We start from the raw sequence: 21,106 nt of genomic DNA on the forward strand, positions 1-21,106 counted from the left end.
TTTAAAAATGAATAGAGCGGCAAGTTACTTGCATGAAATTATTGACCTACTGAATGAACATACAAATCGATATAAGTTTAACTCATATTCATAAACATAATACCTTAAATTATAGTGTATATATTTACAGAATGTCGAATATAATTGATTTTTATCTTTTAGTGTTGCAAAAAGGAATATATTCTCTTAGAATGTTTCTTTATATTGCATGGAGATGTTATTGTTATTTTAAGATAACAATTTCAAAATGATATAATTTATTATAAAAGGAGCAAGATTGAGTTATTATGGATAAACAAATTGGATTCATCGGTTGTGGAAATATGGGAATGGCTATGATTGGTGGGATGCTAAACAAAAAGATAGTGTCTGCAAATAATATTATTTGTTCGGATTTAAACACTATGAATTTAAAAAATGCTAGTGAAAAATATGGGCTAACTACAACTACTGACAACAATAAAGTAGCTAAAAATGCTGATATTTTAATTTTATCAATTAAACCAGACCTATACGCATCAATCATTAACGAAATAAAAGAAGTAATCAAAAACGATGTTATCGTCGTAACGATCGCTGCCGGGAAAAGCATTAAAAGTACTGAAGAAGCTTTTGATAAAAAATTAAAGGTTGTAAGAGTAATGCCTAATACACCTGCCCTTGTTGGAGAAGGAATGTCTGCATTATGCCCTAATGAAATGGTGACAGAAACAGATTTAGAAGATGTGCTAAACATTTTCAATAGCTTTGGTCAAACAGAGATCGTAAGCGAAAAATTAATGGACGTTGTAACATCTGTAAGTGGTTCGTCGCCAGCATACGTATATATGATTATAGAAGCGATGGCAGATGCAGCTGTACTAGATGGTATGCCTAGAAATCAAGCATATAAATTCGCTGCTCAAGCTGTGTTAGGCTCTGCAAAAATGGTACTAGAAACAGGAATACATCCAGGTGAATTGAAAGATATGGTTTGTTCTCCTGGCGGAACAACGATAGAAGCTGTAGCAACATTAGAGGAAAAAGGCTTACGAACAGCCATCATTTCAGCTATGCAGCGTTGTACACAAAAGTCTGTTGAATTATCTGGTCAAACGAAAAAGTAAAACTATAAAAGAGATCACGTTAGCTATGAATTCACATGAATTTAATTAGAAAATGGTGAATTACATACTCTCTCGCTTTCACTAAATGATAAATGGACAAACTCATAGATACTTGAGTTTGTCCGTTCTTTTGGTTATACTACAATAATTTTATTTGTATCTTCTTTTGAGATTTTAGTTTTATCCCTTCCTTATTCCCTACTATGATTGTGTAATTTTATTAGAAACTAATAATTTTTCAATGCATTTCGGTAACATATCTAATAGCGTTTCAAATGCGTAATTTACATCTAAACGTTCTGTCCATTGATGTGCATCTTTTCCTACTGGTCCCATATTTAATACTGGAACGTCAAACTCTTCTAGTTCCTGAAGTGGAATCGAATAACCTTTATCCCATAATGGCATATTGTCTACAAGTGAACTCATTGAATCTAGTGGATTCTGTAAGCCCACATAGCTCAAATCTGAAATTCCTCCAAAATAGTTTTGGTTTTCAAATGTAATGTTATGATTGTAGTGAGCATACTTTTCCATTTCTGTAACTACTTCTTTAATTAACGAGTTGTTGCGTGAACTTACAGCTGGATAATATGGCGGAGCAAAGAAAAGTACAATCATCGGAGCCTTTTCTTTACATAAAATAGCTAGTTTATCCACTAAATCAATTGTTACCGCACGATCATCTTGATCTTCTCTATTTTTTATTATACTAGATTGAATATCATCTATTTTCTCTTGCCCATGTTGTTCAATTGCATAAGCGATAAGCTCTTCATACGTTAAAACATTCACTTTCATATTAGGCGGTATAAACGGATTATATTTAGAAAAACGATACGCTTGCTTTTCATATGATTCCTCTATTTTCTCTGCTACTTTCGTTACTTTTTGACGTAACAATGAAACGACATCTGTCATCGTTTTTTCTAGTAAAAACAAATTGAATAATGTGACTGCACGATGCGGAATTTGTACAGAATAATCCTCCTTTAAATCACGTTGAAGTAAGTTAGTTGGGGGAGGACTCGCTTCTCCTTCTACAACATCACAAAGGTCCGTATTCAATTCTAATTCAGCTGTTAATAAAGCAGCCATATAACTCCCATTTAAGCCTGCAAATGGTTCACCTACATGTGTCTCTTTTCCGTAGCAAAGGAATCCAGGTAACACTTTACCAATAGAACCAGTGTAAATATACTTATTTTGGTCACCAGGATGTCGTGAAAACATAGGCTCTGAATTTAGTACCGTTTTATAATCTAAATCGTGTTCTCTTGCTAACTCTAGTAGTCTTGGAACAGCAGCCCTCATCCCTACAGAGTTTACTTCTTCATCTGGAACAGCTAATAAAAGAACATTCCCGTCAAATCTTCCTTCACAGGCTTGCTCAATCATTGCCATTTGTAAAGCGAGGCCACATTTCATATCCATTGTTCCTCTGCCAAACAGCCATTCTCCTTGTTCTATATCTTCACGTACATGGTCGGGTAATTCATCTTTATGAGAATAAAACATAGATGTTAACTTTTTAGGATTAAATGCATCTTCTTTCCAAACTCCGTAATCTTGCACATCTACAACATCAAAGTGACTAACTAGAATTACGGTATTTTTTGTACTATCGCTTTTCTTTACTAGGGCTGTAACAAAATATCGTCCGTCCCCCGTCGGATTTTTTTGCAAATGATACGGGTTTTCTTTGAAGTACTGTAAATCAGATAATTGTTCCACAACAAAGTCTGGCAATATCACTTCAGCTTCTGTACCTGTAATACTAGGAATTTCAACAAGACTGTTTAATAATTGAATCAATTGTTCTTTTGATTGCCACTTTGACATATAAATCCCCCTATTTTTCCGCATTATGAAAATGAATTCCATTATCTGAATAAAAAATGACGACAGTTATCAAAATTATAGCTCTGATGTACTGCCGATTTTTATTGATATTTCATGAGCTGCTTGTTTTACCTTACTAATCAGAAAAGATAGTCGATCATCATTAATGCGGTGACTAATTAACCCAACACTTAATGCTCCTACTACTTTATGATTAAATCCGATAATAGGTGCAGCTACTGAAGCTGTCCCTTCTGTTTTTTCACCATAACTTACCGCATATCCTTCAGTTTTTATTTGCTTTATTTGATCTAAAAGAATGTGCTTTTGTTCTGGTAATGAAGAAAGTAAATGTTCTACAATATGTTCCATTTCATTCGTTTTCATATTGGCAAGCATCGTTTTATTTGCCGCACCAATTGAAAGTGGAATTTGTTCCCCTAAGTTATCAATAACTCGAATTTTTAAAGGGCTATCCATTCTTTCAATGATAATAGAATGTGTTCCATTTGGAATGTTCAAATAAACACTTTCTTCCACTTCAGAGGCTAACCGCTTCATCACTTCTCTTGCAACTGATCTGTAGTCTACTTTCTCCAATTGACGTAATCCTATTTCCATCCACATTGGCCCAATTTTGTACTGTTTCGTTTCTGAAATTTGCGTAACTAACCCATGCTCGATTAGAGAATTAAGTAATCTATGTACTGTACTAACTGGGAGATGTGTTCTGTCCGCTATATCAGAAATAGCCCAATCCTCTTTTTCATTAGTAGAATTTAACAAATTTATAATACTTATCGCTCGATCAATGGACTGCACCATAATAACTCACCTCAGCTTGACTTGTAATATGCTAGTTCGCTCAATTACCTATCAATTTAACAAAAATTTAAAATGAAATCAATCTATTTATTCAATTTTCTAAAAATAAAAATGTACCAACGACAATAATTTGAAAGCGTAATCAAAAAAATATTGACTTTTCTTTTTAATTATCTGAAAATTATAACAAGATTTCACATCACGGAATACATTCCACAATACGGAAAAGCATCAAGCTTTATTCTATCAACTACGAAAGTGAGGAAAACAATGACGCAAGTAAGTAATACAAACAATGAATTAAAACGTACGATGAAAAGTAGACACTTATTCATGATTGCACTCGGTGGTGTGATTGGAACGGGGTTATTTAACGGATCTGGTTTTATTATAAGTCAAGCTGGACCTGGTGGATCCGTACTTGCCTTTATGGCTGGTGGATTATTAATGTATTTCGTTATGCTTTGTCTTGGTGAACTTGCTGTAGCCATGCCTGTTTCAGGTTCTTTTCAGGAATATGCAACTAAGTTCATCAATCCTGCAACTGGCTTTACGATCGGATGGTTGTATTGGTTAAGCTGGGCGAATACGACCGGTCTTGAATTTACAACTGCCGGCATTACAATACAACGCTGGTTTCCTGATATTCCCGTCTGGGTTTGGTGTTTAATATTTGGCGTTACAATCTTCACTATTAACGCATTATCTGCTCGTAGTTATGCAGAAACAGAATTTTGGTTTTCAAGTATAAAAGTATCTGCCATTATAGCTTTTATTATCCTTGGCGGTGCCGCTATGTTCGGTTTTATTGACTTAAAAGGCGACGAACCAGCCCCGCTATTATCAAATTTCGTAAATCATGGCGGTTTATTCCCAAATGGACTTGCAGCTATTCTATTAACAATGGTTACAGTCAATTATTCCTTCCAAGGTACAGAACTTGTCGGAATCGCAGCAGGTGAAAGTGAAGATCCAGCAAAAACTTTACCTCGTTCTATTAGAAATATTATATGGCGCACGATGTTTTTCTTCGTCTTAGCAATCTTTGTTCTTGTTGCTTTAATTCCTTGGGAAGAAGCAGGATTAACAAAGAGCCCATTCGTTGCTGTATTTGATAATATCGGTATTCCATATGCAGCTGATATTATGAATTTTGTTATTCTTACTGCTGTTCTTTCTGTCGCAAACTCTGGACTGTACGCTGCAACTCGCATGCTTTGGTCATTATCAAAAAATGAAATGGCTCCGGCCTTTTTAAAGAAATTATCTTCACGAGGAATACCTTTAAACGCTTTAATTTTGACAATTTCTATTTCTGCTTTTTCTCTTTTAACAAGCGTCGTAGCTGCTGAAACAGTTTACTTATGGTTAATTTCAATTTCTGGCGTCATAACAATCATTGTTTGGATGTCAATTTGTGTCTCTCAATTCTTTTTCCGTAAACATTATTTAGCAGACGGTGGAAAATTAGAAGACTTAAAATTTAAAACTCCACTTTATCCACTTGTACCAATTCTTGGTTTTGGATTGTATGGCATTATATTAATCAGTCTTATCTTTATCCCTGAACAACGACTTGGAATCTATTGCACTGTACCGTTTATCATCTTTTGCTACACTTACTATCACTTTAAAGTGAAGAAAAGAATTTCTACTAACACTCAAAGTGAAACTAAAATTAGCGAGACTATGTAATACTATACTTATATATAAAAGACCGCACATGGCTTTCATTTCATATGCGGTCTTTTATCATTGGCATTTGTTCTATTCCCTTTTCATTCATTACCTCATACGAGTCAGTATTACTATATACCTTTACTTGGATTGTAAGTTCTTTGAAAAGTGATACCGATTTCCATAATGCGGTAAATACTACAATACTAGTAATTGGAATTTTTCACTTTTTATACGTTATTGATTTTCCTTACTATTACTGTTTTGATATATTGAATATATAATACTTAAAAATTTTAAAAAAGACAGGAGTTATCTACAATGATAAAAGGTTTCGGGGGAATATTTTGGAGAACTAACAATCTTGATGTTATAAAAAAATGGTACAGTGAAGTGTTGAAAATTGAAATAGAAGATTGGAATGGGACTGTGATTAAACCCCAATTAGGAAATGAGACTATTTTTTCTTTCTTTACCGAAAATGACAATTATTTTCCAATAGAACAGCAAGTGATGTTAAATTTTGAAGTACATAATTTAAATGAGACTATTCAGCATCTTGAACATATTGGTGTACCTCTTGAAAAGAAAGAAGAAATTAGTGAGTTCGGAAAGTTTATTTGGATTAAAGATCCTGAAGGTCGTCTAATTGAGCTTTGGGAGAAATAGACGGTTATAATCCTTTGCTATTAAGCTAACGGTTGCTTTCATTCAACAAAACAAATATAAAAGTCGATTTCTTTACTCCACTGGAAATCGACTTTTTTTCTATCACATCCACCATAAAATGAAACTACTTCCCTTGATTAGATTGTTTCCAAACAAAAAATACGAAAAATAGTTTTTTCTGGCTGCTTATTTATCCCTTCTAATTCGCTTTAAAATTATATAATGGCTTAATAATGTGCTTTATATCTATCGTTTCTTTTGTATTTGTTATAATTTCATCCATTGGCTTGTATACCATTGGTGCCTCATCAATTGTGCTCTCTACTACCGATGTAGTCCAAACCTCTTTCATCGTATTTTGGAAGTCCTCTAGACTCAATAATTCTTTAGCCTTCTTACGACTCATGATACGTCCTGCCCCGTGCGGACCAGAAAAGTTCCAGTCTGGATTACCTTTACCAAATGCAATAATTGAACCATCTCTCATGTTAATTGGAATAATTACTCGTTCATCTTTCTGAGCTGAAATAGCACCTTTTCGTAGAATCATATTTTCCATGTCAATATAGTTATGTATTGTAGTAAATTGATCAGTTACTTTCCAATCCATTTTAGTGACAATTTCATCAATCATTGCTTTACGATTGAACTCAGCATACTTTTGGGCTATATTCATGTCATTCATATAATCTTTGAATCCTTCTCCTTCTAAATAAGCTAGTTCTTTACGAATCTGTGGCTTCTTAATTCCACGTAAAGTTTCTTGTATTTCTTTCTCTCTCCCCTCTTTAGTTAATCTCTTAATAATCTCATCCTTCATTGATGTAACATGAATTAGTTGTTCATACGCGAAGTTCTGGTAATACTCTGCTATTTGTTTACCTAAATTACGAGAACCACTATGAATGACAATATATACATTTCCTTTATCATCTTCATTTAATTCAATGAAATGATTTCCTCCTCCAAGAGTACCTATACTTTTTTGAGCTCGTTGTAATGTATATGGGGCCTTCACACCATGAAAATCAATCATTTTTGAGAATCGATGTTCTTTATCTCGGATACGAAAACCACTTGGAACAAATTTACGAATCGTTTCGTCTAAGTAATCGAAATTAATTTCTTCTTTTTTCTTATCAATCACAACAACTTCCATACCACAACCAATGTCTACCCCTACAAGATTAGGAACAATTTTATCTTGTATTGTCATCGTTGTTCCAATCGTGCAACCTGCTCCTGCATGTGTATCTGGCATAATACGAATTTGACTATCCTTTACAAATTCTTGGTTACAAAGATCAATAATCTGCCCAGTTGCAGTCTCATCAACGTTATTCGTAAATACTTTTGCTTCATTGTATTTTCCTTGTAATTTCAACATCTTTTATGTCCCCTTCCTTTTGAAAGAATTATTTTATTACGTTGTATGTGTTCTTATAATTACTATCATCCACCTTCTGCTTTCCATTATATATGTACTATATCCTTCACTATAATAAAAAATTATAATGATTCATTTTGTTTACATAATATAATTACTGTCTCTTTATATTTATACCTACACATAAGCATTCCTCCTCCTCAATATCGATCATATAATAATTAAACAAAAACTCCCCTTAAATCGAAAATGATTAAGGAGAGTTTTTTATATACGATGAAATTATAGTTCAGATTTCACTCGAACAGAAACATTGTTTTTAATTATTTTTTTGAATTCTTTAAAGGTAACAAAATTGTTACTTTTCTCATCCCAAAGACGAAAACGGAGTGATCGTAAGCTTGTAGCAAGTGTAATCGTTGGTACATTTTTTAACGGAAGCGTATTATTGTGTGCCTCTTCTAGTTTATAGTTAGGTACTCTTGGACTTAAATGGTGAACATGATGGAATCCAATATTACCAGTTAGAAATTGCAAGATTTTTGGAAGTTTATAAAATGAACTTCCTTCCACTGCCGCTTTCACATATTCCCAATCTTTATCCTCTTCAAAATAAGAATCTTCGAATGTGTGCTGTACGTAAAACAGCCAAATTCCTATTGAACCTGCTATTAAGAATATAGTGCCATGCACTAACAGAAACGATTGCCAACCAATTGCCCAGCAAAGTATAGCTATTAAAGCAACGATTATAATATTCGTCAAATACGTATTCATACGTTCTTTCTGTCTAGCACCTTTTCGGTTAAATCTATTTTTAAGTAAGAAAACATAAATCGGACCTAATCCAAACATAACGAATGGATTGCGATATAAGCGATATGCTAAACGCAGTCTAAATGGAGCAGCTACATATTCATCCACTGTAAGCGTCCAAATATCTCCTGTACCTCTCTTATCCAAATTACCACTTGTAGCGTGATGAATAGAATGCTCATGTCCCCATTGATCAAACGGGAATAAAGTTAACACACCCATACATGTCCCTACGATTCTATTTGCAGGTCGACTTTTAAAGAATGAATAATGGGTACAATCATGAAAAATAATGAAAATCCGTGTCATAAAACCAGCGGCTAACAGAGATGGAACTAACGATAACCAATAAGAAACGGACAAACTTTTATAAGCAAGGTACCATAAAATAATGAACGGCACAATTGTGTTAATAAGTTGCCACACACTTTTTTTAATCGTTGATTTTTCATACGGAGCAACTTGTTTTTTTAAATTTTTAGTATTTTCTAATGTCATTGGTCTAATTCCTTTCCTTTATGTTGCTAATTCACATTATAGCATACTATTAGTATCAGGTGTTAAAAGTAGCTGTAATAAATATTATATAATATAAAAATCTCTTTTTTCTTACTCATTACTTACAAATTACTTACGGTCAAAAAACCTTATATAATCGGACTGATGGAGCATTTCAATTATAAAAGAAACATCTGTTTTTTCCAATAAATATATATAAAAACAGAGGACTTTTTCACTTCTGCACATCTTTTCATTTCTTTAAATGGTAATTTTTTTCGATTTGTATTTATGTAACAGTTTTTTCTCACAAGAAGAAAAGAGCTGCCATAAGTCAGGTTTCACCGACTTATGGCAGCTCCTTTTCATTTTATTTTAGCGATGGATCCAAACTGCACCTGCAGACTTGTCTTCAGCTTGACCTACTACTTCAAACTTCAATCCAAGTTTCGGCAACTTACGCCCGGCATCTGGAATAACACTGTTGATGTATTGCTTAGAATCATCAAATTTCGCAACGCCTGGCAATCCTTTATAATCAAAGATACCGCGGGTTGGCGAATTTACTTTCCATGCTGGCGTTTGATCAAATGAGAATGCCGCATCGGCAATTTGATAACGCGTACTGCTCTTCACAGTTGGTTGTCCATTTAATGTTCCTACGATTGCCTCTGGATGAGAATCTACTACCCCAAGGAATCCTTCGCCTGGATGAACGCCTACCCAGTTATCTGTAAAACTTTGATCCGCATACCATACAACCATTCCTGTATTAAATACTGGACCACGTGCATGTTGTAGCGCCGTGTCAGACCCAGCGTAATTTCGCCACTCGATATAGTAGTTATGTTTTTTCTGTTCAAATCCGTTAGACACAGTAAATCCTTTTAGCGTCATTGCTGGCTGGCCTTCTGCATCATCAGAGAAAACAACTTTTCCATCTACAGTTAATGCTGCATTGTCTAACGCAAATCCTTTATAAGCTACTGCAATATCTGTTACATACTCAAATTGCAGTTTTACTTTCTTTCCTTTAAATTGGCTTAAATCGTATGATTTATCAACCCACTTACCATCTGTTGTATCTACGCCGCCTTTTACATCTTTTTCGCCCATTCTATCAATACGTGTCTTCGTTCCATCTTCTGCAATCGCATTTACGTCAAGGAAATCATACTTCGCTTCCAATTCATAAAATGCCTTATAATCAAACTTAGCATCCGTTGCAGTCGTTAAGTCAAATACTGGTGTCTCAAGTGTTGTATGAATGTCATTTCCTTTTGTGCTGTAATAAAACTTCTTACCAAATGCTGATTCGATATTCTTTATATCTTTGTCTGGCAAGTTAACACGAACGATTCCTGGTCGTTTTGATTTTGTAACACTTTGATCTAAATATGTTGCAGTACCGATTCCTGTGCGCAGTTTATCATAATCTACCTCAACGATATTCGCCCAGTTACCCTTCATATTCTTTTGGAAAAACTCTTTATTTTGTGGCGAGAAACTTGTTGGCTCTGTTCCCGCAATTTTTCCAGCCCAGCTACCGCCGCTCATAAGGGACCATGATTCAACAGGTTCACCTTGCCCTGAATACTTTGTATCATATTCATCTGGTAAGCCTAAATCATGACCGTACTCATGTGCAAACACACCAACTGCTCCGTCTTCAGGCTCGATTGTATAATCATATGCAGCCATCTTTCCGCCCCAATTTGAAACAGAAGATTTTGTACCATCAATTGCATATGGCTTTGATCCTAGTTTTGAACGATGGGACCAAATCGCATCATCTTTCAATTTACCACCGCCAGCTTCTTGACCTACGCCCGCATGTACAACCATTAGGTGGTCAATAATTCCATCTGGTTCGTTTTTATTTCCATCACCATCTTGATCGTATTGATCAAATTGATCATAATCAGCTAAATTAATGCCTTTTGCTACAGCTGCTTTTAATGCTTCTTTCACAAAATCGCGTGGCCCTAAAGGACCTTTATTATCATGACCAGTTCCCGCATCCGCACCATAATCTGAAGCTTTTCCTGGAACAGTAAGCCATTCGGTTACAGTGCCATCAACTGTGTAGCTTCCGCCAGATTGCTCTTCATAATATTGTTTAAAAGTGTTAATCTTCGATCCATCAAATAACGTAAATTGCTCATCACCAAATAACATTTTTTGATAATGTTCACGATTAAAGTCCTTAGAATACATGTAACCCGGTTCTTGATCAATATTATTATGCTTAAAATCGCTAAATTCTACGAGTAAAACAAGCACTTTATCTTTTCGAACAGCTCCATTGTACTCTTCTTGCTTCGCTGGTGTAGTAGGTACTTTTCCATTTAGTTTTCTAGAATTCAATCCTGCATCTTGTCCAGCCACTGGTCCTACTTCAGGTTGCTGCGCCTGTTCATTTTCCTTCATTTTTGTATCTTTTACTTTTTTCATAAAATCAGAAGCTTCTTGCGTAAGACTATCTCCTGTCAAGATTTCTTTCCCAGGGTTTTCCCCTTTCTTTTTCTCAACATAATTTTCGACAGCCTTTGATGTCTCAGCTTGTGATGCAGATTGATCAATTACTCCCCTTTGTTTCAGCGCTTCTGCCAAACGCTCATCTGGTATTAAATGCTCATCAATTGGTAGAGATGGTGGCGTATCAGCATACGCTGCATGACTTCCAAAAGCAAACGTACTACTTAGCACTGCCGCTGTTGCTAAAACTGATAATGGTTTTAACTTCTTATTCTTTTTCAATGCTTTTCCTCCCCAGTGTCTGCAAATTATCGTTTTTTTTGCCGATAGGAACATAATATTCGTTATAATACGAATATTCAATCTTTTTGAAGAGCTAAAATGTTGAGAAATATTTTTCAGGGTGAAAAACATATGATAAATAAATTTACAAGAAGTCCATTTTAGAATTTGTGATTCTCTTTACTCTTGTTTTCGAATGAAATTTCATCTACACAAAAAAAGCCAATTCCTAAGTACTAGCTAAGGAATTGGCTTTTTTTAATGAGAATATTTTATGAATAAATGGATTGCTTCTTCAGGTATATAGAACTTGCCGTTGCTTTCTACAACGACACTACCTAATTCATATTCTTTATTCTTAATACGAATTATATTTTTATTTACAAATAATTGAGCTTTTACATTATTACGTTTTACTATGAGCACCGGGTTTTCTGCATCAGTATTATCTATTGTTACTGTTGCACCTTTTCGTTTAAAGGCTAATTCACTCTCTACAAATAATTTGTTTGTTACTTCTTCTAAGTTAAAGCCCATTGCTTTCGCCATCGTCTTCGCAATGTCTGTGTTTTGGATCAAACCGTTTGGCTTTTGAGGACCGTAAGAATACAAAAACACATCCTCACCTGTATGGCCTCCTGTTGTGAAGCCTATGTTCGCACGATTGGCCAATAATGTAGTAAGTATTGGACCTACATCCGATTTCTTTTTTGCTGCTTTTACTCTTTCTTTTTCATCATAAGTTAAATTGTCCAAACCGTATAATTTAGCTACATCTTTTACATTTGATAAATCAGATTTTAGTTTATTTGTAGCACCTTCAAGTGTCATTTTCGATTTTTTTAATGGACCAATGTATGCAGAGACCGGCGTAATATTATAGCCTTTTGTCGTATTCGCATTCCCAATAGAAATACCGCCGTTACCATGATCAGTTACAGCTATTAACATCGTATTACCATCTTGTTTTGCAAATTCCAATGCTTCTGCAACTGCGTTATCAAATGCTAATACATCACTAATCATCCCTATTGGATCATTCACATGAGCTGCCCAGTCTGGCTTACTTCCCTCTACAAATAAAAAGAAACCATCTTTATCTTTTGATAGTATTTGAATTGCTTTTTCCGTCATTTGAGAAAGTGTTGGTTGCTCCGGATTTGTTGCTTCACGATCCATATCAAATGCTAAAGCATTATGTGAGAAAGAGCCCCAAATTTTCTTAGATTTAGAGTTCAATAATGCATCTTTCGTTTCAACAAAGTCGTATCCTTTGTCTTGAATCACCTTTACTAAATCTTCACCATCTTTTCTTTTTATAGGTAGCAGTGCCACTTTTCCCCCACCTAATACGACATCTATATTTTGATACACTTGCTGCTCCACAATTACGTCAAAACGCTTACGGTTAATATGGTGAGCAGAAAATCCAGCGGGAGTAGCATGCTGAATTTCAGCTGTAGCAACTATTCCAGTTGCGCGACCAGTGCGTTTAGCACCTTCTAGAACATTGGCAACTGGACGTAACTTGTCCTCTTCTTTTATTGATTTTAAGCCAGGTGAACTTACAATAGAAGGTAATATACCTACATATCCTGAATTCGATTTATTCCCCGTCGCTAAAGCTGTAGCTGCTGGGGCTGAATCTGTTATAGCTGATTCCGCCGAATAGGTACGAACTCCTCCTGTTACAATTTCATCTAGTGCAAGTGGTTTCCCTTTATACAAGCGAGCTAATGTCGTTGCTGAAGAACTCGTTCCGTCCATAACCATTATGATTACATTTTTCGGTTGCCGTTCTACTTGTTTCACCTTAGCTTCCACCGTATGATAATTCATCATGCTTTCCGTACATAACATACTTAGTGTGATTGTTCCTACTAACAGTAACCTCTTCATCAATAAACCCAAATTCGACATTGTTGTTCCTCCGTATTTTTCACATTCATTTATATACAAAAAGATTTCCACAACCTATATATGTTTTATTAGTCCCCAATTTTCATGAAGCTAACAATCATTACCTTCATTTTCTTTTATTAGTAAAGCAACGAACGGTACATATCATACCTTTTTATGTTCAAGTAACTAGAGACCACACCTTTTTTTATAAAAACATCTTATCATTCTCTTCACTAAAATTTGTTTCTCAATAAAAATCCGATTGAAATAAATAAGAATTTATTGTTAAACGATAAAATTTATGTTAAATTAAAATGATAATTTAAAAATGAGGTGCTTTATATGAAACAAGGATCAACACTCTTTTTAAAGACAGCAATTATCCTTATCGGTATTCCTGTTTTTGCTTTGTGTATATTTTTAATTCCTAATATCGGGAATTACGCAGCGGACTTATACCCGGATATTGCATATATAAAATATCTTGTTTTAATCAATCTATATGCAACGGTGATACCTTTTTATTTTGCTCTATATCAAGCCTTTAAACTTGTAAGCTACATTGATAAGGGGAACGCCTTCTCGAAATTATCTGTTAGAGCTTTAAAAAAGATAAAACAATGTGCTATTACAATTAGTGTATTATATGTAGTAGGTATGCCGCTTTTCTATCTTGTAGCAGAGAGAGATGATGCACCAGGTATTATAATAATTGGCATGATCCTTATCTTTGCTTCAATGGTTATCACAGTCTTTGCTGCCGTTCTCCAAAGACTTTTAAAAGATGCGATAGATATAAAATCAGAAAATGATTTAACGGTCTGAGGTGAATAACATGGCAATAATAATTAATATTGATGTAATGTTAGCGAAACGTAAAATGAGTGTAACTGAACTTTCAGAGAAGGTTGGAATTACAATGGCTAACCTTTCTATATTAAAAAATGGAAAAGCAAAAGCAATTAGAATTACAACTTTAGATGCTATTTGTAAAGCGTTAGAATGCCAACCAGGGGATATTTTAGAATATCAACCGGAAGACAAGGAATAAAAAGAGTCCTTCTCGTATGAAGGACTCTTTTTATTCGGTATTATGGCGCAAAACTAACTCGACCAGTCAAAACTAAAATAATTGCGATAATCCAAAATATAAAGAAGGATAAGGACAGTATTAATGAAAGAATAGCAATCCCCTTCTTCTCTGTTTTTTTCGTCATCGTAATGACAGAAAGTATGATACCTGCAACAGTGAGGGCAACTGTAATATAATCTCCCACTATATTATCTGCATTCGCTATCCTTGTCGGAGTTACAAAAACGAACAGAAAACATAAAATACCGATGAGTAAAGATATATAGCTTATTATGCTGTACTTCTTTTTAGGGACTATTTCAGTTTTCATACTAACCCACCCCCTTCTCTATAGCTATGAGTTCATATTAGCACAAATAACCATAATTTGGTTAAAACAATAAAAACAGATACAGCGGAAACTTCCACTGCACCTGTTTTTATTTAATAAATAAACCTGCTATTTCTTCTTTATCGTTATAAGTTATAATATATGTCCGTTGTTCCTTGCTATACTTTGCTACAAGAATAACAGTATAAAGACCATCTTTTTCTTCAATCGATTTTTTCTCAATTTTTTCGAACGTTCCAGCTTTCTCAATTACAGGTGTAAGATCTTTCATTTTTTCTTCTGGCAATCCAGCTTTCATTTTACTATCAAATTTTTCATGCACGTCTTTATACTTCGCCTCATTTAATAATGATACAATTTCTTCCGCTTTCAGAATAAATTTTTCCGACGTACTTTCATCTACTTTATTACCGGTACATGCTGCAAGCGCGAACGCCGCGATAGCACTTATAATAATAAGTAACATTCTTCTCATTTTCATACACCCTTTCTTTTTAAAATAAAACTATAACTAAAAACGAGTAAAGCACAAATTACTATTGAAACTTCTGACATAATGATCCCGTTTTTCCCTGGTACATATAGAGATATAATGCCAGCTAATGCATTTGCGGTCCCATGGATGAGAATTGCATATACAACATAACGGAATTTCTTTTGGACGACAGCTTGTAATACAATGAAGGAAAGTCCAATATGCAATATCATCGCGAAGATGCGCTCAATACCGCCGAAATAGTAACTGTCACCATTTTGAATGACTGTTTGTGACAATAATAGAGATATTACCGGGATACCAACTATCAACACTGCCTCAATACCACCATGCCCTGCTCCAAATAAAAAACCAGACTGCCAATCTCGTTGCTTCATAAAATAACGCATTGCAATAAAACGAGCTATCTCTTCAAAAATTCCAGCTGATAAACTAAGCAAAAGTACAAATAATACAGGCTGCATTACTGAAAACATTTGAAAATCTATGCTAGTTCCATTTACATAATTCAGTATTGGTATGCGAATCAATATTTGTGATACAACAAAAGCCAATACACCTAACATATAAGGAATATAGCGTTTCTTCCAAACAGCATATAAAAGTGCTACAAGCGGTAAACCAAAGCTAATCATTGTTGTAAAAATAAGACCATTCATCTCGCTTCACCTCTTACTTAAAGTGTATATAAACGAGTGAAGGAAGTATGTAGTTCTTTCCTATTCGGTTTCATTTTCATCATAGATGGTCATTTCATCTCTTTTAATATGAATGTTTGCGTGAAATAAGGACTTACATAAGTTGTTTCTAACGTCGCGTTATTTGTTTTATTCATAATCCGTTTTAACGAAAATAGCCCGTATCCTCTCGCTCCTGCTTTACTTGAATGGTTTTTCTCATAAATTTTTTGCAAATCAATCGCTTCACTCTTTGAACTATTACGTACGATAAAATATTGTCGTGAATCCAATTCAAAAAATGCGATTTGCAATATCTTTTCCTCACTATGTACTGCCTCTTCAATTGCATTGTCTACTAAAACTGAAATGATGCGAATAAATGAAATGATCGTCATCGAAACACTTTCAATGCTCTCCGGTATATCAAGCATTACTTTTATTTGATGCTGCTGGGCAGTGCCAACTTTCGCCCTTAATACACTTCTCACTTCAGGAATATGTATACGAGATAATTTCGCAATATCAAGTTCATGATCATTTATTGTTTTTAACGTAGGAGCTATAACGTCATAATACACTTGCTCAATTTCTTTCACATTTTTCGTACGTATTCCCTCTTCTAACGATAGTAATACATTCATATAATCGTGACGGAAACTAGCAAGCTCGTCATGCATATCCTCTAATTTCTCCACATAATCTAATAACTCTTTATCTAAGCGTTTTTCATGCTCTTCTTGTAACTTTGCTTTCGATAAATGTGAACTTATAAGTACTATAATGACTAATAATAAAAATACAATAATCGCTGAAATATAACTTAATTCACTGTATTGTCGATTTAATTGTGCTAAAAACGCAGTAGATGGCTGAGTTAAGATTAATTCAATAATAAATCCGGCAATTAATAATATATAAGTTACATAGTATAGCCGACTACCTACTATATATTGAGCAATTTTTCGGATTCTTTTCCGAGCTACAAAAATACCGATAAAAGTAAGGGTTGATACGATAAGATGAATCATGCTACCTGTCCATAAATATAAATTGAATGGCGTTAACATAAAGGTTTTCATTCCTAAATCAAATAGCAACATTTTCACTAACGTTATAATTACCATACTCACTAGTGCAAAATATACATTATGCTTAAATTTCAATTCATTTTGCATTAATCCTAAACTTATTAAAAATAACACAATAGTACTATTCAACTCTGGGTATCTCGTTACTGTTACGACAATAGCCAGTAAAATAATGAATACTGCACTTAAAGCTATTAACATTCTAACTGACAATCTGTTGTACCGGATTAATTGAATGTATAAAAACGTATGGCTTATACTAGTAAGCAGTATTGCAAATAAATCATAAATATACATTACATCTCACCCTTTAATATGTTACGTACTTTACTCAATAAACGACGTGATACTGGAATACGTTTCCCGCTTTTTAAAACTATCATTTTTTGCTTCGCATCATAAGAAGACAGTTGCTTCGTATTCACGATATATGATTGATGACAACGAAATAAACGTTCATCTACTAATTCAATTTCTTTTAAAGTCCCGTAAAAATAAACGATTCGATCTAACGTCACTAATGCTAAACGGTGCGGTTCATCAGTCATAACATATTCAACTTCATGAAACGGAACCCGTACAGTCGCATTACTATTTTCAACGATAAAGTCATCGGACGGAATAATTTGCTTATTACGCGCTTCATACTGTAGTAAACATTGTTCAAAAACGTTACGCCTCTCCTCGTATGGCAACCCTTTATCAATAAAAGTTAAAGCTGATACCATATATTGATATGAAATAGGTGCAAATTCAGAATGCGTCGTTACAAACACAATAATTCCTTGTGTATCATACTTTCGTATCTCTTGTGCCACTTGTAACCCTTTACGCTCTTCTCTTTTTATCTCTATATCTAAAAAATAGATTGGGATATACTTCGCCTTAGGAATGTTTGTAATAATGTTTTCACTTTTACTAGTTACCTCTATAAAATCAAAAGGCAACATATACTCCTCACAAATCTCTTCAACTAGCCGCTTCATTTGCTGTGCTTGTATGACATCATCTTCTAAAATGAAAATACTCATGTGATCACTCGCTTTATTGAAATCTTTTCATCTATAGATTTATCTATAACTATATAATTCAAATCGTTATACCAATCTCCTCCTAATTACTAGAAAGTATTAATTTTCTATAGTTTTTATAAAGCATAGAAAATAACCTCTACTTTCAAGCAAAAAGTAAAGGTTTTATTTGAATTATTTATAAAATAACCTCTCTATCAATCACTACGTTAAAAAATTCCGAGTAATGCGATAAAGAATAATTCGCTACATCACAGTTCCCTTGAAACATACATGTTGAAATACCTAATTCTTTTGCAGGTAATAAATCTAATTCTCTATCACCAATAGCTAAATCAATATTGTGCTTTTTATGCAAATGATCATAAGATAAAGCGTTCGGTTTTCGGGGGAAACCATCGTCAATTGTAACCATGTCTACGAAGTATTTGTTCCAGCCGTAATGATTTAATATAGATAATACCCCCGCTCTATCTTTATGAGTCATAATGACATTTTTATCGGCAAACTTTAATATCTCTTCCACTTTTTCAAATGGTTTTATATCTTCTATCATAATGCGACTCTCTAATACATCAATTTCACTTAATTGTTTTTTAGATATTTTATAATAATCAATTGCGTGAGAAAATGAAACCTTTAACTTTGTATAGATTTCCTCTTCACTTATTTCCTTCCCTAAAACTTGAGAAAGAATTTTTGTATAAACTGGATACGTATCAAATAACGTCCCATCAAAATCCCATAAAATATTCATTCTGTTCTCCTTCTATTTTCCAATCATTGTATGACTAAATCCGCCCGATCCTTCGGCAATTCCGTTTCTAAGTAAAAACCCTCTGCTTTCCAATACCTATTCTCAAACTTTGAAAGGTTCTTCTGCGTTTCCGGACTCTCCCGAAGAAAACGTGTCTCTCTTGGACAATCTAAATACACCATATAATGAAAGAAATCTCTCCACTCTTTTCGCTGTAGAAAAACACCTTCAATTACAATTACACCTACTATGGGTATCTGTACTTTTTTCATCTCACTTGAGTCTGTCTCATTATTATAGAACGGTAATTTCAGTTTTGTTTCATTTTGTAACTTCTGAAAAAACTTCTGCCGAAGCGACTCAATATCCCATTGCAAATAATAATACTCATACCATTCTTCATAGCCAGTATGATATCGTTTATTACGCTCTACTATATGATCATCAATATGAAAAATATGAAACGGGATGCTTTCTTGTTTCATATTTTCCTTTAAGTTTGTTACAAATGTTGTCTTTCCCGATCGACTTAAACCATCTATACCTAAAATGAATCTATTTTCTTTATGCTTCTTCATAATATTTATAAGCTCGTTTGTATTCATTACTTCTTCCACTCTTCTTTTAATAACGAGTATAAAATTGTATCATGAGCAACTCCATTTTGAATCATATGTTTTCGAAGTAATCCTTCTTCTTGAAACCCTGCTTTACTTAATAATTTTTGAGAAGATTTATTTTCTACATATACAACAGCTGCAATTCTTATAAGTTGTAACGTTTCAAACCCGTAACCTAAAATCGCCTGTAACGCTTCCGTTGCATACCCTTGTCCCCAATATGTATCGTCTAATTCATAACCAATTTCAGCTCGCTTATGATGCTTGTTTATTAAATGAAATCCGCACGTTCCGATTAATTGGCCCGTGCCTTTTTTCTCAATTCCCCAGCGAAATACACTTCCCTCTTCATAACGATTTTTAAACGTTTGAATCGTTGTTTTCGCTTGCTCAATATTTTCGAAAGAATCCATCCCGAAATAACGTATAACAGATTCTTTTGAGAAATAACGGAACATTGTTTCTGCATCTAACAGTGTTAATTCTCTTAATAATAAACGTTCTGTTTCTAGTTTCGGAAACTCCATCTCTTTTTCTCCTTCTATTCTAATGAACTGCAAATTTCAATATAATTCCCATCTGGATCGGCAATGTATGCAATTGTTTGTCCCCACGGTTTCACAATTGGTTCAACTAAGATCTTAATTCCTTGCTCTCTAAATTGTTCGATTGTTTCTTGTACATGATCAACAACGAATCCCAATTCAAAATGAGAAGATTGTAACTCGCCTTCTGTAAGTGGTAGTCCTGTTAATTCTTTCACATCTTGCCTCGTGTTCATCGCTAAAATTGTAGAACCAGTATTAAACTCAATATATGTACCATGCTCTGCTTTTATAGGTAACTGTAAAATATCTTTATAAAATCTTAAACATTCTTCAAGCTTTTCTACATATAAAATGATGTACTTCATTTTTAAATTCATTTTACATCCTCCTTTATATCCATCCCTAAAATTTCGACAAATGTCTCATAAAAACCTTGTTTCGTATAGCAACGAGCACAAAAAAATGAGGCCGATTTCTCGGCCCCCCAGCTTATTGGCATAAAACAGGAGATTTGGTTTGGACATAACCAGTTCGTACTCTTATTATATTTTATTTTTTCTGAATTTTGAATACTTTAAACACCCATTTATATTGAGAAAGTTTTTTTGCTTGCATAAAATTAATGAGTTTAAGAAATGCTACAAATGGAGGTGTATACATATGGAACCAATGCTATGTCCAAGCTGTAAAACGAACCGTACTCGCTTTAATATTCTTGAGCAACAAGTAAAACCAGTCAAGTTAAATCCACAAACTGGTCAAGTAGAAGAGGAATACACAAATGAAAATATGAATGCTTTTCATATGGCTTATCAAGGACCAACATACAGAGTCCAATGCGCTGTATGCGGACTCGTTGAAAATCCAGAACAATTTATTAAACCTGCTCAAAATCAGTCTTTTTCTTAAACATTTTTATTACCCCCTACCAATTTTCTGTAGGGGGTTTTTCGATTTAATATGTTAATCAAAAAATGTTT

21 protein-coding genes are annotated in these 21,106 nt (G+C 34.0%); 6 read left to right on the forward strand and 15 right to left on the reverse strand.

The window, feature by feature from the left end; genetic code table 11:
* Nucleotides 1-287: 287 nt before the first annotated feature.
* The gene (proC, locus tag FS802_RS11505) at nt 288-1,106 is read left to right on the forward strand and encodes a pyrroline-5-carboxylate reductase (RefSeq protein ID WP_000360731.1); all 819 of its coding nucleotides are present in this window, start codon (nt 288-290) and stop codon (nt 1,104-1,106) included.
* A gap of 201 nt (nt 1,107-1,307) precedes the next feature.
* Here the strand turns inward: proC and FS802_RS11510 are convergent, their stop codons facing one another.
* The gene (locus tag FS802_RS11510; protein ID WP_141545882.1) at nt 1,308-2,972 is read right to left on the reverse strand and encodes a M20/M25/M40 family metallo-hydrolase; all 1,665 of its coding nucleotides are present in this window, start codon (nt 2,970-2,972) and stop codon (nt 1,308-1,310) included.
* A gap of 51 nt (nt 2,973-3,023) precedes the next feature.
* Complete coding sequence (locus tag FS802_RS11515) at nt 3,024-3,773, reverse strand: IclR family transcriptional regulator (protein WP_098655002.1); 750 nt, start codon at nt 3,771-3,773, stop codon at nt 3,024-3,026.
* A gap of 270 nt (nt 3,774-4,043) precedes the next feature.
* Here FS802_RS11515 and FS802_RS11525 point away from each other — a divergent pair, with 270 nt between their 5' ends.
* Together FS802_RS11525 and FS802_RS11530 are read left to right on the forward strand one after the other, a co-directional pair.
* On the forward strand, nt 4,044-5,468 hold the full coding sequence (locus FS802_RS11525) for an amino acid permease (protein ID WP_098655004.1): 1,425 nt from the start codon (nt 4,044-4,046) through the stop codon (nt 5,466-5,468).
* A 303-nt stretch (nt 5,469-5,771) separates the two neighbouring features.
* Nucleotides 5,772-6,119 carry a VOC family protein gene (locus FS802_RS11530; RefSeq protein WP_000589594.1) on the forward strand — a complete coding sequence of 116 codons (348 nt, stop codon included), beginning with the start codon at nt 5,772-5,774 and terminating at the stop codon, nt 6,117-6,119.
* 199 nt (nt 6,120-6,318) lie between these two features.
* On the opposite strand, the gene FS802_RS11535 is transcribed toward FS802_RS11530, so the two are convergent.
* From FS802_RS11535 to FS802_RS11550, 4 genes are all read right to left on the reverse strand, one after another.
* Complete coding sequence (locus FS802_RS11535) at nt 6,319-7,506, reverse strand: RtcB family protein (RefSeq protein WP_098200520.1); 1,188 nt, start codon at nt 7,504-7,506, stop codon at nt 6,319-6,321.
* Between the two features lie 282 nt (nt 7,507-7,788).
* Entirely contained in the window at nt 7,789-8,820 is a 1,032-nt protein-coding gene (gene desA / locus FS802_RS11540) for a Delta(5) desaturase DesA (RefSeq protein ID WP_000171507.1), read from the reverse strand.
* 375 nt (nt 8,821-9,195) lie between these two features.
* Complete coding sequence (locus tag FS802_RS11545) at nt 9,196-11,580, reverse strand: immune inhibitor A domain-containing protein (protein WP_000739687.1); 2,385 nt, start codon at nt 11,578-11,580, stop codon at nt 9,196-9,198.
* A 258-nt stretch (nt 11,581-11,838) separates the two neighbouring features.
* Nucleotides 11,839-13,500, reverse strand: coding sequence for an alkaline phosphatase (locus FS802_RS11550; protein WP_098655005.1), 1,662 nt, complete (start codon nt 13,498-13,500; stop codon nt 11,839-11,841).
* Nucleotides 13,501-13,824: 324 nt separating this feature from the next.
* Here FS802_RS11550 and FS802_RS11555 point away from each other — a divergent pair, with 324 nt between their 5' ends.
* The gene (locus FS802_RS11555; RefSeq protein WP_078183365.1) at nt 13,825-14,307 is read left to right on the forward strand and encodes a DUF2975 domain-containing protein; all 483 of its coding nucleotides are present in this window, start codon (nt 13,825-13,827) and stop codon (nt 14,305-14,307) included.
* 10 nt (nt 14,308-14,317) lie between these two features.
* A complete protein-coding gene (locus FS802_RS11560) occupies nt 14,318-14,533 on the forward strand; it encodes a helix-turn-helix domain-containing protein (RefSeq protein WP_000974614.1) in 216 nt (71 codons plus the stop codon).
* Between the two features lie 40 nt (nt 14,534-14,573).
* Here the strand turns inward: FS802_RS11560 and FS802_RS11565 are convergent, their stop codons facing one another.
* The 9 genes from FS802_RS11565 to FS802_RS11605 form a co-directional block, all read right to left on the reverse strand.
* Nucleotides 14,574-14,885: a hypothetical protein gene (locus tag FS802_RS11565; RefSeq protein WP_098190411.1), complete on the reverse strand. Its 312-nt coding sequence runs from the start codon at nt 14,883-14,885 to the stop codon at nt 14,574-14,576.
* Between the two features lie 109 nt (nt 14,886-14,994).
* The gene (locus FS802_RS11570) at nt 14,995-15,381 is read right to left on the reverse strand and encodes a DUF3887 domain-containing protein (RefSeq protein WP_001253789.1); all 387 of its coding nucleotides are present in this window, start codon (nt 15,379-15,381) and stop codon (nt 14,995-14,997) included.
* A 2-nt stretch (nt 15,382-15,383) separates the two neighbouring features.
* The gene (locus tag FS802_RS11575) at nt 15,384-16,061 is read right to left on the reverse strand and encodes a YhfC family glutamic-type intramembrane protease (protein ID WP_001013714.1); all 678 of its coding nucleotides are present in this window, start codon (nt 16,059-16,061) and stop codon (nt 15,384-15,386) included.
* 89 nt (nt 16,062-16,150) lie between these two features.
* Nucleotides 16,151-17,467: a GHKL domain-containing protein gene (locus tag FS802_RS11580; protein ID WP_000276074.1), complete on the reverse strand. Its 1,317-nt coding sequence runs from the start codon at nt 17,465-17,467 to the stop codon at nt 16,151-16,153.
* Nucleotides 17,467-18,201: a LytR/AlgR family response regulator transcription factor gene (locus FS802_RS11585; protein WP_000021622.1), complete on the reverse strand. Its 735-nt coding sequence runs from the start codon at nt 18,199-18,201 to the stop codon at nt 17,467-17,469. Before FS802_RS11585 ends, FS802_RS11580 begins: the two co-directional genes overlap by 1 nt.
* A gap of 178 nt (nt 18,202-18,379) precedes the next feature.
* Complete coding sequence (locus FS802_RS11590; protein WP_001024257.1) at nt 18,380-18,958, reverse strand: HAD-IA family hydrolase; 579 nt, start codon at nt 18,956-18,958, stop codon at nt 18,380-18,382.
* A gap of 23 nt (nt 18,959-18,981) precedes the next feature.
* On the reverse strand, nt 18,982-19,563 hold the full coding sequence (locus tag FS802_RS11595; RefSeq protein ID WP_064475647.1) for a kinase: 582 nt from the start codon (nt 19,561-19,563) through the stop codon (nt 18,982-18,984).
* Complete coding sequence (locus FS802_RS11600; protein WP_070168914.1) at nt 19,563-20,105, reverse strand: GNAT family N-acetyltransferase; 543 nt, start codon at nt 20,103-20,105, stop codon at nt 19,563-19,565. Before FS802_RS11600 ends, FS802_RS11595 begins: the two co-directional genes overlap by 1 nt.
* Before the next feature lie 14 nt (nt 20,106-20,119).
* Nucleotides 20,120-20,503 (reverse strand): VOC family protein, encoded by a 384-nt coding sequence (locus FS802_RS11605; protein ID WP_001049874.1) that lies wholly within the window; start codon nt 20,501-20,503, stop codon nt 20,120-20,122.
* Nucleotides 20,504-20,786: 283 nt separating this feature from the next.
* On the opposite strand from FS802_RS11605, the gene FS802_RS11610 reads away from it, so the two are divergent.
* Complete coding sequence (locus FS802_RS11610) at nt 20,787-21,035, forward strand: hypothetical protein (RefSeq protein WP_000433607.1); 249 nt, start codon at nt 20,787-20,789, stop codon at nt 21,033-21,035.
* Nucleotides 21,036-21,106 lie beyond the last annotated feature (71 nt).

Source organism: Bacillus sp. DE0042, assembly GCF_007680225.1.
In the GTDB taxonomy this organism is placed as follows: Bacteria; Bacillota; Bacilli; order Bacillales; family Bacillaceae_G; genus Bacillus_A; species Bacillus_A wiedmannii.